The 15,228-nt window shown below is 36.5% G+C and carries 12 protein-coding genes; 6 read left to right on the top strand and 6 right to left on the bottom strand.

Annotated elements, in window-relative coordinates; translation table 11 throughout:
* Positions 1–133: 133 nt before the first annotated feature.
* Positions 134–916 (bottom strand): TIGR00266 family protein, encoded by a 783-nt coding sequence (locus tag J4771_RS02205; protein ID WP_224135976.1) that lies wholly within the window; start codon positions 914–916, stop codon positions 134–136.
* Positions 917–1,045: 129 nt separating this feature from the next.
* Positions 1,046–2,137 carry a redox-regulated ATPase YchF gene (gene ychF / locus J4771_RS02200; protein WP_224135974.1) on the bottom strand — a complete coding sequence of 364 codons (1,092 nt, stop codon included), beginning with the start codon at positions 2,135–2,137 and terminating at the stop codon, positions 1,046–1,048.
* A gap of 315 nt (positions 2,138–2,452) precedes the next feature.
* On the opposite strand from ychF, the gene J4771_RS02195 reads away from it, so the two are divergent.
* The 5 genes from J4771_RS02195 to J4771_RS02175 all read left to right on the top strand — a co-directional run bounded on the left by J4771_RS02195 (position 2,453) and on the right by J4771_RS02175 (position 7,040).
* Positions 2,453–2,872: a BlaI/MecI/CopY family transcriptional regulator gene (locus tag J4771_RS02195; RefSeq protein WP_224135972.1), complete on the top strand. Its 420-nt coding sequence runs from the start codon at positions 2,453–2,455 to the stop codon at positions 2,870–2,872.
* 2 nt (positions 2,873–2,874) lie between these two features.
* Positions 2,875–4,761, top strand: a complete 1,887-nt coding sequence (locus J4771_RS02190) for a M56 family metallopeptidase (RefSeq protein ID WP_224135970.1) — start codon at positions 2,875–2,877, stop codon at positions 4,759–4,761.
* Between the two features lie 65 nt (positions 4,762–4,826).
* Positions 4,827–5,684 carry a GLPGLI family protein gene (locus J4771_RS02185; protein ID WP_224135968.1) on the top strand — a complete coding sequence of 286 codons (858 nt, stop codon included), beginning with the start codon at positions 4,827–4,829 and terminating at the stop codon, positions 5,682–5,684.
* Positions 5,685–5,764: 80 nt separating this feature from the next.
* A complete protein-coding gene (locus J4771_RS02180; RefSeq protein WP_224135967.1) occupies positions 5,765–6,001 on the top strand; it encodes a YdcH family protein in 237 nt (78 codons plus the stop codon).
* Positions 6,002–6,491: 490 nt separating this feature from the next.
* The gene (locus J4771_RS02175; protein WP_224135966.1) at positions 6,492–7,040 is read left to right on the top strand and encodes a C40 family peptidase; all 549 of its coding nucleotides are present in this window, start codon (positions 6,492–6,494) and stop codon (positions 7,038–7,040) included.
* 74 nt (positions 7,041–7,114) lie between these two features.
* Here J4771_RS02175 and J4771_RS02170 read toward each other — a convergent pair whose 3' ends face one another.
* The 4 genes from J4771_RS02170 to J4771_RS02155 all read right to left on the bottom strand — a co-directional run bounded on the left by J4771_RS02170 (position 7,115) and on the right by J4771_RS02155 (position 13,916).
* A complete protein-coding gene (locus J4771_RS02170; RefSeq protein ID WP_224135964.1) occupies positions 7,115–10,666 on the bottom strand; it encodes an efflux RND transporter permease subunit in 3,552 nt (1,183 codons plus the stop codon).
* An 81-nt stretch (positions 10,667–10,747) separates the two neighbouring features.
* Entirely contained in the window at positions 10,748–12,001 is a 1,254-nt protein-coding gene (locus tag J4771_RS02165) for an efflux RND transporter periplasmic adaptor subunit (protein ID WP_224135962.1), read from the bottom strand.
* A gap of 26 nt (positions 12,002–12,027) precedes the next feature.
* Positions 12,028–13,314: a TolC family protein gene (locus J4771_RS02160; protein WP_224135959.1), complete on the bottom strand. Its 1,287-nt coding sequence runs from the start codon at positions 13,312–13,314 to the stop codon at positions 12,028–12,030.
* Positions 13,314–13,916 carry a TetR/AcrR family transcriptional regulator gene (locus J4771_RS02155; protein WP_224135957.1) on the bottom strand — a complete coding sequence of 201 codons (603 nt, stop codon included), beginning with the start codon at positions 13,914–13,916 and terminating at the stop codon, positions 13,314–13,316. Before J4771_RS02155 ends, J4771_RS02160 begins: the two co-directional genes overlap by 1 nt.
* 339 nt (positions 13,917–14,255) lie before the next feature.
* On the opposite strand from J4771_RS02155, the gene J4771_RS02150 reads away from it, so the two are divergent.
* A complete protein-coding gene (locus J4771_RS02150) occupies positions 14,256–15,155 on the top strand; it encodes a hypothetical protein (RefSeq protein WP_224135955.1) in 900 nt (299 codons plus the stop codon).
* Positions 15,156–15,228: the final 73 nt, after the last annotated feature.

Here is a 15,228-nt window from a genome sequence, read left to right as displayed (position 1 = left end):
TTACAGCTTTGAATTCAATAACCCACAAATTTAGCGAATTGTAACAGAAATTAAAAATATTGTGGAAAAATTTTATAGAATTAGAAATGATAAACGAAAAGCGAACCGAAGTCCGCTTTTAAATTAAATATTTCTAAAATCCGTCGCCATCGAGAAGATTTCCCAATCCACCTAGAACACTTCCCTGCTCTCCTTTTTTGGTGGTTCCATACTGAAGAATTCTACTCGCTAAACGAGAAATTGGCAGCGTTTGAATCCAAACTTTTCCAGGACCGCGAAGCTGCGCGAAGAACAAACCTTCACCTCCGAAAATGGTATTTTTAATTCCACCAACAAACTGAATATCATAATCAACATCTTTGGTGAAAGCCACGATACAACCGGTATCAATTTTCAGAATTTCTCCTGGTTGAAGCTGTTTTTCAATGACATGACCTCCGCTGTGAACGAAAGTCATTCCGTCTCCTTCCAATTTTTGCATAATAAAACCTTCACCGCCGAAAAGACCGGTTCCCAATTTTTTCTGAAGTTCAATACCTACGGAAACGCCTTTTGCAGCACAAAGAAAACTGTCTTTCTGACAAATCACTTTTCCGCCAAGTTGAGCCAAATCCAACGGAATAATTTTTCCAGAATATGGAGCGGCGAAAGAAACCTGTCTTTTTTGTTGGGAATTGTTGGTGTAAACAGTCATGAAAAGGTTTTCCCCCGTCAACATTCTTTTTCCTGCAGAGAAAATTTTTCCCATCAAACCTTTTTCGTTTCCATCCCCAAACATCGTCTGCATTTGTATTCCTTCCGTCATCATCATAAAACTTCCCGGTTCAGAAATGACGCTTTCACTCGGATCTAGTTCTATTTCTACGCACTGCATTTCTTCTCCGTGGATTTTGTAATCAATTTCGTGGTTGTTCATTTTTAAAGATTTTTTTAGATTTTCTAAATTAGTAAACTGATGAGAAGTTTTGTTACAAAAAAAAAGCGAACCGAAGTCCGCCTTTATCAATATCATAATTTGGACAAATCTCGAGTTGTCCGTACAAAATTATACGTTGAATCTGAAATGCATCACATCGCCGTCTTGAACGATATATTCCTTTCCTTCAACACCCATTTTTCCTGCTTCTTTCACTTTTGCTTCTGTTCCGTATTTTACGAAATCATCGTATTTAATTACTTCTGCACGGATAAATCCTTTTTCGAAATCGGTGTGAATCACTCCTGCTGCTTGCGGCGCAGTCCAACCTTTACCAATAGTCCAAGCTCGAACTTCCTTTACTCCCGCCGTGAAATACGTTTGAAGATGCAACAAATCGTACGCCTTTCTAATCAATCGGTTCACGCCTGGTTCTTCCAAACCAAGTTCTTCCAGGAACATTTGCCTTTCTTCAAAAGTTTCCAGTTCATTAATGTCGGCTTCGATTTGAGCGGCTAGAACAACTACTTCTGCGCCTTCTTTTTTTGCCATTTCTTCAATTTTCGGAATCCATTCGTTTCCGTTTTTGATGGAGTTTTCATCCACGTTACACACGTAAAGAACCGGTTTTTTTGTCAACAAATGAACTTCGTCAATTACCGATTTTTCAAAATCATTGGCTGGAAATTCTCTAGCATTTTTTCCGTCCTCTACAAATTTTTGAAGATTTAATAAAGTTTCGTAAGTCAAAACATCTTCTTTTTTTCCTGATTTGATGAACTTTTTTGCTTTGTCAACCGCTTTTCCTAAAGTTTCCAAATCCTTCAACTGAAGTTCGATATCGATGATTTCTTTGTCGCGCATCGGATCAACCGTACCTTCCACGTGAACAATATTTCCGTTTTCGAAACATCTCAAAACATGGATAATCGCTTCACATTCGCGGATGTTTGCCAAAAACTGATTTCCCAAACCTTCTCCTTTCGAAGCGCCTTTCACCAAACCTGCAATGTCCACTATTTCTACAACAGCGGGCAAAACTCTTTCAGGATTAACCAACTTTTCCAACTCGAAAAGTCTTGGATCAGGAACGGAAACAGTTCCTAAATTCGGCTCAATCGTACAGAAAGGATAATTTGCAGACTGCGCTTTTGCATTGCTTAAACAGTTAAAAAGGGTTGATTTTCCTACGTTGGGAAGACCTACGATTCCACATTTCATATTTAAAAATTTTGCTTTCGGCAATCAGCGTTCTGCGTTCTGCCATAAAATTAAAAGTCCGCAAAGATAATGATTTTGAAAGAGTTTGGAAATAGAAATTTGTGGCGAGAAAATACTGCATTTAAGTATCAACAGGAACGGACTTTAGTCCGTTTTTAAGAAGATTTAGAGTCTATTGGCTTTAGCCAAAACTTTTAATATTAAAATTTATACACTGATTATCAATCATTTAAATGAACTATTTTATTATCACTAAAAAAATAGTTGTACGATTAAAATTAATTCCTACATTTGTATCACTAAACAAATAGTGATATGAAAATTCCCCAACTCACCAAAGCCGAAGAACAAGTGATGCAATATCTTTGGGAACTGAAAAAGGCTTTCCTGAAAGACATTCTAGAACAATTTCCTGAACCAAAACCGCATACGAATACTGTTTCTACCATTCTAAAAGTTTTGAAAGAAAAAGATTTCGTGGATTACGAAGTTTTCGGCAGACAACATGAATATTTCCCATTGATTTCCAAAGAAAAATACAGCGGAAAATCCATGAAAAGTTTGGTAAAAAACTATTTCGAAGGTTCATACAAAAACGCAGTTTCATTTCTCGTAGAAAAAAACGAAATGAGCGTGGAAGATTTGGAAATGTTACTTAATGAATTAAAAGAGCCAAGTAAAAGGAGCCAAGAGTCAAGTGTAGCAAAAGGAAATTCAAACCAATCAAAGGATTAGTCATGGAAACGATCTTTATCTATTTCGGGAAAGTTATTTTGACTTCGGGTGTAATGTTTTTGTACTATCGGTTGTTTCTTAAAGACAAGACCTTTCATCATTACAATCGGTTTTATTTACTGTCGGTTTTGTTGGTGAGTTTGCTTTTGCCTTTGCTGAAAGTGAGTTATTTCACACTTGAAGTAAATAACGATATTTATCTATTAATTAACAAATTACAAGATTTTAACTCTAAAAATAATTTAAGTCATGATTTCATTTATCTTAAATTTGCTGCTGTCGCTTTTGGATTGGTTTCTGTCTTTTTTCTAGCGAAACTTATTTATGGTTTAGCTAAAATTCAGCAATTCAAAAAACAGTTTTCAAAAGAAAATTTCGGGGGCATCAACTTTTACCAAACCAACTTACAGGAAGCTCCATTTTCCTTTTTCCGAAACCTTTTTTGGAAGGATTCCATTCATCTTCAATCCGATTTGGGACGCCAAATTTTGAAGCACGAAATGGTTCACATCGAGCAAAAACATTCCTGGGACAACATTTTCACCGAAATCGCCACTTCCTTATTTTGGTTCAACCCGTTTTTCTATTTTATTAAGAAAGAAATCAATCTAATTCACGAATATCTCGCCGATAAAAAGGCGGTTCAAAACTCGGACACGAAAGCATTTGCGCAGATGCTTTTGGCAAGTCACTTTTCCGGAAAACAGTTTCCTGCAACGAGTCCGTTCCTCAGTTCCAACCTTAAAAAACGATTAACAATGCTAAAAAAATCAAAAACAAAATTCAGTTATGCGCGCAGGATTTTTGCGTTGCCACTTTTATTCATCCTCAGTTTTATTTACTTGGTGAATGCGAAAAATAAAGAGATTAAGGAAACCAATTCAGAAATTGAAAAGATGGTTTCCGATCTTAAAATTGAACAGTTGAACTCAAATTTTAAGCAAGACACGATTATTCCTAAGAAGTCGGACCATCCGCAAATCATTATTTTAGATTCAACCAAGGGAAATATTGGTTATGGAAAAGACGGAACCGCTCTGTACAAAAGCAATCCGGAATTATTCAAAGATTCTGATACCAAAGATTTAAGTTCGATTGAAGAAGTTCGTAAAACAATCGAGAAGAAGCGTCAAGAAATTGAGCCATTAAGAAGCAAACTTGACAAAGACTACGAAATTGCTCGAAAGTTTTATGATGAAATGCGGGTAAAAAATGATGCATTAAAAAAACTTTCCGAGAAGAAAGATTGGGATAATCCTGATTTTTCTAAACTGGAAAAAGAGATGAATGAAATAGGCAAGAAAATAGATGCGGTTTTTAATTCTGAAGATTTCGTAAAAAATCAAAAATCGATGGAAATGAAATTTAGCGACATGGATAAGCTTTATGCACAACTCGATAAATTTTATAATTCCGACGACTTTATTAACAGCTTAAAAAATGCTGAAAATTTTGGGAAGCTTTTAAACGAAAAAGAACTTAAAGAAATCTCTTCCAATGCGAAAGTAACAGCAAAAGACGCAGAAATTGCAGCAAGAGATGCAGCGAAATTGGTGAATTCCAAAGAATTTAAAAAACAAATTGCCGATGCGGAAAAAGCAGCCAAAAATGCGAAAAAATTAGTCAACTCAAAAGAATACCAACAACAAATTAAAGACGCCCAAAAAGCTGCTGAAGAAGCCACTAAAAACGGGAACAAATCAAAAGTAATCATTTTGAACAGTTCCGGAAAAGGCGATGAAAATATCAAAATCTACATTGATGGAAAAGAAGTTTCCAAATCGGAAATGGAGAGGTTTCCACCTGAAAAAATTGAAAAGATGGAAGTGAACAAGAAAGGTTATCTTGGTAAAAAGAATGCTGAAATTCATATTACGACCAAAAAATAAAATAGCAGTTAACGGTTCAAAAAAATTGAGCCGTTAATTTTTATATCTTCACAAAAAATATATTGATGAAAAAGTATCTTCTTTTCCTCGTTTTCATTTTCGTTTTTTCAAAAGCACAAAATCAACAGTTTACCTACGAATACAAGTTTGTTTCCGACTCAACCAAGAAAGAAAATATCGAGAAAGAATTTATGGTTTTGGACGTGAATCCGAAAGGTTCGAAATTTTACAGCTACGAAAAATTCAAAGCAGATTCTCTCGTTACTATCGAGTTGGAAAGACAAAAAAACAGCAACTCAGAAATTATCAGTATCAAAAATTACTACAAAGGAAAAATTCATTACACCGTTTCAAAGACCTATCCCAATTTCGAGACTTTTTATCTAATCGGGATGGGAATGAACACTTATAAAGTTTCAGACGAAAGAAAAGCAGTCTGGAAAATCCTTCCTGTCAAAGAAAAAACTGGTGAATTCAACACCCAAAAAGCTGAAACTGAACTATTCGGCAGAAAATGGACGGCTTGGTTTGCCACAGAAATTCCCATACACGACGGACCCTACAAATTTCACGGATTGCCTGGTTTAATTGTAAAACTGACGGACAAAACCAATAGCCATTCTTTTGAACTAAAGGCGGTAAAGAAATTTTTCGAAAACGATAAACCAAAGCCAGCCTCACCTTTTGTCACTTCTCCCGAAATTTCACTCAACCAAAAACAATATCAGAAAATGTATTTGGAACTTAGAAACGACCCCGCCAAAACTTTGCGCGAAATGCTGAGCCAAGGCGGCGAAATAAAATTGATAGGTCAGGATGGAAAAGAACTGAATCCAGCGGATGAAATAAGAAAGCGCGAACAAAAGGGAAAAGAAGATCGTGCAAAAGACAACAATATTATTGAACTGGATATGTTGAAATAATTTTGCTGACAATTTTCATATTGAATTTCGCCGAAATTTTTCCTAACTTTAATTTATTAAACAAGTAAAATTTTTACGTCATGGAAAACCACACCTTAACCCACGAATTCCCTGAACTGGCTGAAAAAATCAGCACCTTGAAACTGAATGACGAAACTTTCAAAAAACTTTACGTGAATTACGAGGAAGTGAACGCGCTCATTCAGCATTACGAAGAAGGGGAAGAAAATCACACGACAGACGAACATTTGACAGACTTGAGGAAAAAACGGGTTCATTTGAAGGATGATATTTATTCGTACTTAAAGGAACATTAAGATAATTTTCGAAAATAAATTTAAGCGGTTGAGAAAGCCGCTTTTTTTATTGCGCAATCTGCCAAAGAATCGGGTTTCCCTCTTTCAGAGGGGTGGATTTTTTCCGAAGGAAAAAAGGCGGGGTGTTTTAAAATAAAAAAGTTAAGTACTTGACAAAAAAAATTTACCACAAAAGGCACAAAATAAACTATTAAAATTAATATAATAAACTACAATATTTTAGAAAAACTTTCAGCGCACAAAAGATGAAAATCTTCGATTTATAGTTTTGTGTTCTTTTCATTAAACTTTATATCTATAAAATCGCGAATCAAATATTTAAAACTTTTGTGACTTTTGTGGTTTTTTTCTATTTGTCAAAATTTGTCACGTATCAAATTAAAAAGATCTATTTCTTTTGGCATAAAGTTTTCAGCCCTTTCAAAAACTTCTTTTGAAAAAAATCCACTGCATATTGCTACTCACGCTTCTCTCCTGCTCTGATTCCGACATGAAGAATCTGCAAAAAGAATATTCAAACTTGATTTTTAGAAATTCTAAAGATTCCATTTCAGTAAATATTGATTCAACCAAAGTTCCCGAAATTTCTCCAACTAAAAGAATTGAAATTCCTACAACTCATTCTTCTTCTCCAACTGAAAATCGCCGTGTAGAAATTGTAGATTTTGCTCAAAAATATTTGGGAACACCTTATTTATACGGTTCTACAAATCCGGAATTTGGTTTTGATTGTTCGGGTTTCATCAATTATGTTTATCAGCATTTTGGATATGTCGTTCCTCGCTCAACCAAAGAATTTTTCAATTTCGGAAAAGAAGTTTCCATCGAAAATGTACAGAAAGGTGATTTGTTGATTTTCAACGGAACTGATTTAGATTCGCCTGAAATTGGTCCTATTGGAATTGTTATAAATCCCAAAGGAAAAAATTCCGACTTTATTCATTCCTCAAGCGGAAAAGCGAATGGAGTCACGATTACTTCTCTTTCTGAACCTCATTATACCGCAAGATTTGTCAAAGCAATTTCTGTTATTGAATAAAAAAAATGCCCCTAAAAAGTGTCTAACTTTTTGGGGGCAGTCCAAATTTCAGGGATTTCTATATTTACGTATTTCTACATTTCCGGTTGCGGATCATCCAAATGGAATTGATCTGGATACAATGTTTTCAACCGTTCTATTTCCGCTGCATCATCTTCTGCATCATGGGAATGTTTTTGAAGATATTTTCTTCTGCTGTTGATTTTTCTTTTCGAAATCATGTAAAACATGACCGGAACGATAATCAGGGTAAGGAATGTCGCAAAAGTTAACCCGTAAATAATCGTCCAGGCTAAAGGTCCCCAAAACGCTACGTTATCGCCACCCAAAGAAATGTGCGGATTTAATGTAGTTAAGAAAGACGCGATATCAAAGTTTAAACCGATTGCTAAAGGAATCAAACCTAAAACCGCAGTTGTCGCCGTTAATAAAACTGGTCTCAAACGTTCTTTTCCGGATTCGATGATGATTTCTTTTACTTCATCAATTTCTAAATCGTCATGGGTTTCAACGCCTTTTTCTGCAACTTTCTCATCGAGTTTCAGGACGAAAAAGTCCATCAATACAATTCCGTTTTTCACCACAACTCCGGCGAGGGAAATAATTCCCATCATCGTCATCAAGATTACGAAATCCATTCCTGTAATGGCTAAACCAAGGAAAACTCCCGCAAAACTCAGCATAATCGTCGTCATAATGATTAAAGTTTTAGACAATGAATTGAACTGATACACGATAATCGCAGTTACAGAAGCCATTGCAAGGAACAATGCAAACAAAAGGAAATTCATGTTTTTTGCCTGCTCTTCCTGTTCACCACCAAAACTGTAGGTAATTCCATCCGGAGTTTTGTAGTTTTTCAATGATTCACGGATTTTTCCAACAATTTCGTTCGCGTTGTAATTTTTCAGCACGTTGGAATAAACCATGATTGTTCTTGTATTGTCTTTTCTCTTAATCTTATTGAAAGTGAAAGCCTCCTGCATTTTAGCGAACGCCGACATTGGAACCTGAACCGTTCCATTCGGACCACTCAAAGTGATGGGCTGATTGAAAAGTACACTTCTGTTTCTTCGTTGGTCTTCCTGAAGTCTGACAGAAATATCATAATCTTTATCAATATCCTTAAACGTAGAGATATCCTGTCCGAACAATGCTCTACGAAGCGTAATTCCCGTATAAGCTGTGGAAACGCCCATATTTCCTGCAGTTTCTCTGTCGATATCGATAATCAACTCGGGACTTTCCTTATTCACATCGGTTTGCAATTTTTCAATTCCTTGAAAACCTTGTCCGTTGATATAGGTAATCATCTTGTTCGCTTCCGTCAAAAGGTGGTCATAATCGTCACCTTTCAATTCAATTGAAATCGGATAACCTACAGGTGGCCCATTTTGATTGGCTTCTACAATCACACTTAGTCCCGGAATTTGTGGAACGGCTTTTCTAATCTGTTCCATTACGTCGGAAGTTTTTATTCCTTTTCTGTGAGCATATTCCACATAAGTAACGGTAATTTTTGATTTGAAAGGGGTTTCTGCGGCAGAACCTGCATCAACTTGCGGATTGATCGCTCCTTTCCCAACTTGCGTCACCATCGATTCAATGAGGAAGTTTTTATCTCCTTCTTTATATTGGTTCAAAACTCCCAAAACTTTTTGTTCCACCAATTTTGTGGCGATATTGGTTTTACCAATGTCCGTTCCCTGTGGGTATTCCATGTAAATCATGGTTTGTTTCGGTTCGCTTGAAGGGAAGAATAGAACTTTTGAACGGCCAATTCCCATCATTGCTCCATAAACGATGAAGGAGAAAAGCAACACTCCGAAAACTCCCAATAAAGCGTATCTCGGCTTTTTCCCTTGTAGAAGATTTCCTAAAAAAGCTTGATATTTTTTCGCCAGTCGTGGGAAAAACGTGTATTGAAAATGTTCAATTTTATCGTGGAAAAAGTTTTTATATAACCAAATAGCAGCGATTGCCAACACAGAAAATGTGGTAACACCCAAGAAGAAAGGAACTCCTGTTACAATTCTTAAAATTCCAAAAACAATGGCGATAACTCCAAAAATTAGGGTGTATTTTTTCGCCTGTTTTTGAGTTAAATTCTTATTATCTAAAGTCATTGAACCTCCCGTCATTGAAGCATTAATAACTAAAGCCACAAATAATGAAGCCATCAAAGTAACCGAAATGGTAATTGGGAAATACTTCATAAATTCTCCCATAATTCCTGGCCACATCAACATCGGAAGGAATGCGAATACGGTAGTTAAAGTCGATGTAATTACCGGAAAAGCAATTTCACCAATACCGTATTTGGAAGCCATTCTTCGGGACAATCCCTTTTCCATATTGGCGTAAACATTGTCTACAACCACAATTCCGTCGTCCACGAGCATTCCCAGTCCCATAATCATGGCAAAAAGTACCATCGTGTTCAGCGTAACACCCATGATAAAGTACAGAATAAAAAAGGCAATCAACATCGAAAGCGGAATTGCTGCTCCTACGAAAAGTGCGTTTTTCATTCCCATCGAGAAACTTAAAACCGCCATTACGAGAAGGATACCAATTAAAATGTGGTTTGCCAGTTCGTTTACCTGATGTTCAACTTGCGTTGACTGGTCCGAAGAAAGAGAGATGCTCAAATCTTTTGGAAGATAGGTTTCCTGTGCTTTTTTGATTTTTTCCTTTGCCTGTTCAATTGCAGAAATCATGTTGGTTCCTGCACGTTTTTTCAGGTTAATCATCACCACATCACGTCCAGATTCTCTCGCATAAGTGGTTTTTTCCTTTTCACGGAAATTTACGGTTGCAATATCTTGAATACGAACTCCGGGTTTGATGACGAAACTGTTCAGATCATTTGGTGAAGAAATCTGACCTTTGATTCTTACATTGGTTCTGTTTCCGTCTGTAATTAAATTTCCTCCTGAAATGGTGATGTTTTCATTTCTAATCGCGTTGATTACCTGGTCAAAACTTACTCCTGCTGCATTCATTCTGAATAAGTCAAGAGCAACTTCCACTTCATTATCATCAACACCAACAATCTGTGCTTCCTTAACTTCCGGAATGTCTTCCAAATCATCTTTAATGTCTTCTGCATAATTCTTCAGATCAAACTTTGAATAATTCCCTTTAACATTGATGTTTAAGATGGGAAATTCCTCAGAAATATTAAGGTCAAAAACATTTGGTTCCACCTTTGAACCTGAATCCAAAGTCGGCCAATCTTGGTCTCCTTTTGCTTTGTCCACCTCATCTTTAATTCTCTGTTTTGCTTCTGCAATTTTTACTTTCTCGTCAAATTCAACAATAATCAAACTGTAGTCTTGAAAAGTGTTTGAGGTTACTTTATTTACCCCCGAAACATTTTTGAATTTGTCTTCAAGTTCCTTGGTTACTACTTTCTCGACATCTTCCGCAGAGTTTCCGGGATAGATTGATGAAATGTAAATGTTGTTTTGTACCACTTCCGGGAAACTTTCTCGAGGCATCGAGAAGAAAGAGAAAATCCCCAAAACCACAATAATGAACGTGATGACGTAAACCGTAGTTCGGTTATCGACCGCCCAACTCGAGATAAAGGATTCCTTTTCGTGGTGATTCTTTTTGTCCATAATTATTTTTATGTTTTCGGCAATCGGCGCTCAGCTTTCGGCATCATAAAATCACCGAAGCTTTTTGCAGATAGCTGTTTATTACTGAATTTTAATTTTCTGTCCGTCGGTAAGGTTTTTAGAACCATCAAGAATGATGACATCACCTGCATTTAAGCCTGTAGTGATTTCTAGTTCGTTTTCAGATTTTTCTCCAACGTTTACCACAACTTTTTTGGCTACCGCGTTTTGCCCGTTTACATTGGTTGCGATGAAGACGTATTTTCTTTTCGCAGCATCTTCGTAAACATACTGTGCAGGAACCTGAATCGCGTTAGGATTCACATAATCCTGAATATGAACTTGCGCCAAAAGATTAGGCTTCACTACTCCACCTTCGCTTGAAATGGGAATTTCTATCACGAAAGTTCTTGTTGCAGGGTCAATGTAATTTCCGACTAGTCTCACACTTGAATTTAAAGTTTTATTTAAAGTCGGCAAGAAAATTTTCACAGGAGTTCCTCTTCTCACACTTGCAAGATAGGTTTCAGGCACTTTGGCTTCAACGCGCATGGTTCCAAGGGAAATTAATTTCACAATGTTTGTTCCAGGAGAAACAACTTGTCCGTTTTCAGTAATAACATCATCAATTACCCCACTGAAAGGTGCAACAATCGCAGTTTTTGCAAGATTAGCTTTCACCGCATCTGCTGCTTTTTGAGTTGCTGCAACTTGACTTTGAAGCCCGGAAATATTTTTCTGTGCTGCTTCATAGTTGGTTTTAGCCTGAAGATATTGGAATTCTGAACCAATTTTCTGTTTCCATAAAGCAGATTGTTTTTCGTAAGCAATTCTAGCCAAATTTGCATTGGATTGAGCCGCAAGAAGCTGAGCTTTAATGGTAGAAACCGAAATCAACGCCTGTTGATATTGGTCACGTAAACCACCATCTGCAACTCGGCCGATCACTTGTCCTCTACCAACATTCTGCCCTCTTTTCACATAAAGTGAAAGTGTTCCTGCGAATTGTGGCTGCACCATCACATCCTGGTCTGTCGTAACATTTCCTTGAATTTCGATGCTGTGTACGAAATTAGAAATCTCCAGTTTTTTTGCCTGAACAAATCCGCTCGCAACATCTGTAACGCCAAGTTTGTTCAAACCTGCATCAATTTGTCCCATCACCTGATTCAAACTGTCTAGCTTGAATTTTTGGCGGTCTTTGTATTGTTGTAGGCCTTTTACGTCTTTGTTTTTAATTAAAGTTTCCAGACGTTCGTCTTTCACTACTGTTTCTTTTTTGCACGATACAGCAACAACCGAAAGTGCGATTAAGGGGATGAATATTTTTTTCATGTAGAGTTTGTTTATTATTTTAATGTTTACAAAGTTCCAAGAGCTTCGTCTAGTTTTGTTTTTGCCTGAACCAAATTCAGGGCGGCTTCGTAATATTTTGTTTGTGCCTCGAAAAGTTGGGATTCTGCCTGTGAAAGCTCGAAACTTGTTCCCATGCCTTCTTTAAACTTAATTTGTTGTTTGTTGTAGATGCTTGTGGAAAGTGCGATAAGTTCTTTTGCATTATTATAAGAAGCAAGTGCATTCTCGTAATCGATGTAAGCTGAACCTGCTTTGTTTTCAATATTTCTCTTCTTGTCGTCCAAATCCAAATTGGCTTTTTCTAGGTTTAATTTGGCTTGCTCTGTTTTCCAGTGTCTTTGTAAACCGCTAAAAATCGGCACATCAAGCTGTAAACCCCACAACATCGGATGATTCCACATTAAATTATTTAATTTAGGTCCTTGTGCATTTGCATTTGCGGCGTAAAAAGCAGATAATGAAGGTAAAGCTTTGGATTTTTCAAGTTTTAATAAAAGTTCACTGATTTTAACTTGGTTTTTCTGCAATCTTAAATCAACATGATTGTCAAAATTTGTTGCATCTTTTGAAACCAACACATTATTTTTTGCAATGACCTCATCAAAGCTCGAAGTTAAAACAATTGATTCCTCCAGAGGGTAACCAATCATGTATTTTAATCCCAATTCTAATTTTTTACGGGTACGTTTCAAGTTATCAATTATGGTCGCCATATTTTTTGCGGAATATTGCAGCTGCTCCACATTTTGAAATTCTGTCAAACCCGTTTTGTAGGTAATTTCTGTATCATGAAGATTTTTATTCAAAATGCGCTGGTTTTCCTGCAAAGTGAGTATGTTTTCATCGGTTGCTAAAATTCCTGCGTAGGTCATTAAAACACCTTCTTTAACAGAAATATTGGTTTTTTCTTCTGCTAAGGCAGCTGTTTCCTTATAAGCTTTAGCACTTTGCAAACCAACCAGATACGAACCATTAAATAAAAGTTGCGAAACGGTAATTCCGCTTGTGATATTTTGTTTAAAACCCATTTCGAACTCTTGACCACCAAAAACTACCACCGGAATTTTAATATTGTCCGTGTATTTCGCCTGTGCATTAATCTGTGGAAAACCAATACCGGTTGTTTCCTTCACTTTTTGGTCTGCAATGGTACGGTCGATTTTTGCTTTTTTAGAATTCACATTATTCTCGATGGCGTATTGCCAAGCTTCGTCGATACTCAATGTTTTCTGTGCAAAAATTCCCGTTGAAAGTGCAGTTACAGCCAGTAAGGTTAATAATCTGTTTTTCATTATTTAGATTTGTATATTTTTTTTAATATTTCTCTTCCTTTTTCAGTGGTGATGGCGTTCATATAAAGCATCATGGCTTCCTGATGAAATTCTTCTCTGTCGATTTCCGAGGTGTCGAAAAAGGGTGACGATTCGTAAGACATCATTAACTGAAAAAATAATTTTGAATAGATGGATGCATCGAAATCTGTTCGGTAATATCCTTGTTTACGCCCTTTCTCGATATTTCTCACCAAAACTTCTGCAAACTTTTCGGAAAAATTCAGCATGTGTTTGTTAAATATGGAAGGATAATATTTAACCAACTGTTTAATCAGCATTGAATCGTTTGACTTTACAGCCTTTTCTATCTGCTCGTCGCGACAAAACATTCTTTCCACTGCATTTTCAATTTCCACATCCAATTTCAGCATTTTGAAGATAATTTCCTTGAGTTTGAAATCGAGAACGTCCTCTAAAAGTGCTTCTTTGTTTTTGTATTTCTGATAAAGCGTTTTTTTGGAAATCCCGAATTCCTTCGCCACATCATCCATTGTGAGCGTCTTTGCACCGTTTTCTATAAAAAGTTCGGTTGCTTTTAGTAAGAATAAATTGTTTTCCATTGTAAATTTTCGGGTGCAAATATACAAAAGGAAACTAAAAAACCAAAAAAGTTTCCGAGTTTATTTGTAAATTTTTCATTACGATTTTATTAACTGATCTAATCATCAGCGTCCAGAGAATTTAATTTTCATCTTAGACAACCAACAGCTTTTCACTGGAAATCCCTATTTATAAGACTTCCGAAGTATTTTTGAGGATATGAATTTTCTTATAGGGTGATTTCACCATGTCTCTCATTGTTTCTGGTGATTTTTTGAAATTCATCATTTCGGGGGATTTATTGCCTTTTAAATCGTTCTACATTTGTCCTACAATTAACCAATAAAAATTTTTTAACCATGAAAAAATTATTAGCAAGTGCATTCGCACTTATGGCAGTTACAATCGGTTTCGCACAAGACAACCATGACGTAACAACACAGTTAGGAAACTTGAACAAAGCAAATGTTGACCAGCACGGAAAAGAGAATTCCAATGGCATCTTGCAGTGGGGTAACCAAAACAAAGCGAAAGTTTCGCAGTTTGGTACCAAAAATGAGAATGCAACAACCAGTATTGGTAACAAAAATGAAGAGCTCGTATACCAAAGCGGAAAATCAAACAGCAACTCTACTTGGCAACAAGGCAACAAAAATGAAGCTACGACTAAGCAGTACGGCGACTTCAACAAAGTTGTACAAAAACAAAAAGGAGACGACAACTCTGTTTATGCTTTGCAGTGCGGTGATAAAAACGAAGCGTATCAAACCCAGACCGGAGACGGTAACAACGCAAAGTCTGAACAATATGGTAAGGACAACAAGGTTAATCAAACCCAAAAAGGTGATGACAACAAGGCAATCGCTTGGCAAAATGGTATGAGAAACTCGATCGACCAAAATCAAGATGGAGACGACAATAAAGCAACAGGAAAACAGACAGGGTACGATAACAAGATCATGCAAAAACAAGTTGGTGACGATAACGTAGCATTCGCAACACAAATTGGCGACAGAAACTCAATCAAGGAAACTCAATTAGGCAATAAAAACTTGGCTACCGATTTCCAAGACGGATGTGATAACGATATTATTGTAAAACAAGTTGGTAATCTACATGACCATGTTGGAATCCAGGTGGGTAACAATAATTCACAAGATATTTTCCAAGAATCAGGAAATGCGAATGGCGGAACTTGCTGTGATGCTCCTACATTACCAGATCCAAAATGTCCACCACATTCAGGAGGCGGTTGTTAACAAACTGATCATCTGATATTAATTCAACCCTTGGGAGAAACTTCAGAGTTTCTCCCTTTTATCCAAAAAAATA

Source organism: Candidatus Kaistella beijingensis (assembly GCF_020084865.1).
GTDB classification, from domain to species: Bacteria; Bacteroidota; Bacteroidia; order Flavobacteriales; family Weeksellaceae; genus Kaistella; species Kaistella beijingensis.
Note: the sequence above shows the minus strand (reverse complement) of the source record. Positions and strands in the feature narration are given on the sequence as shown.

What these genes read in the sequence shown, in the direction of transcription:
- ychF (WP_224135974.1), bottom strand. Translation starts at nt 2,137, where the DNA reads ATGAAATGTGGAATCGTAGGTCTTCCCAACGTAGGAAAATCAACCCTT.
- J4771_RS02185 (WP_224135968.1), top strand. Translation starts at nt 4,827, where the DNA reads ATGAAAAAGTATCTTCTTTTCCTCGTTTTCATTTTCGTTTTTTCAAAA.
- J4771_RS02190 (WP_224135970.1), top strand. Translation starts at nt 2,875, where the DNA reads ATGGAAACGATCTTTATCTATTTCGGGAAAGTTATTTTGACTTCGGGT.
- J4771_RS02165 (WP_224135962.1), bottom strand. Translation starts at nt 12,001, where the DNA reads ATGAAAAAAATATTCATCCCCTTAATCGCACTTTCGGTTGTTGCTGTA.
- J4771_RS02150 (WP_224135955.1), top strand. Translation starts at nt 14,256, where the DNA reads ATGAAAAAATTATTAGCAAGTGCATTCGCACTTATGGCAGTTACAATC.
- J4771_RS02155 (WP_224135957.1), bottom strand. Translation starts at nt 13,916, where the DNA reads ATGGAAAACAATTTATTCTTACTAAAAGCAACCGAACTTTTTATAGAA.
- J4771_RS02175 (WP_224135966.1), top strand. Translation starts at nt 6,492, where the DNA reads ATGAAGAATCTGCAAAAAGAATATTCAAACTTGATTTTTAGAAATTCT.
- J4771_RS02170 (WP_224135964.1), bottom strand. Translation starts at nt 10,666, where the DNA reads ATGGACAAAAAGAATCACCACGAAAAGGAATCCTTTATCTCGAGTTGG.
- J4771_RS02195 (WP_224135972.1), top strand. Translation starts at nt 2,453, where the DNA reads ATGAAAATTCCCCAACTCACCAAAGCCGAAGAACAAGTGATGCAATAT.
- J4771_RS02160 (WP_224135959.1), bottom strand. Translation starts at nt 13,314, where the DNA reads ATGAAAAACAGATTATTAACCTTACTGGCTGTAACTGCACTTTCAACG.
- J4771_RS02180 (WP_224135967.1), top strand. Translation starts at nt 5,765, where the DNA reads ATGGAAAACCACACCTTAACCCACGAATTCCCTGAACTGGCTGAAAAA.
- J4771_RS02205 (WP_224135976.1), bottom strand. Translation starts at nt 916, where the DNA reads ATGAACAACCACGAAATTGATTACAAAATCCACGGAGAAGAAATGCAG.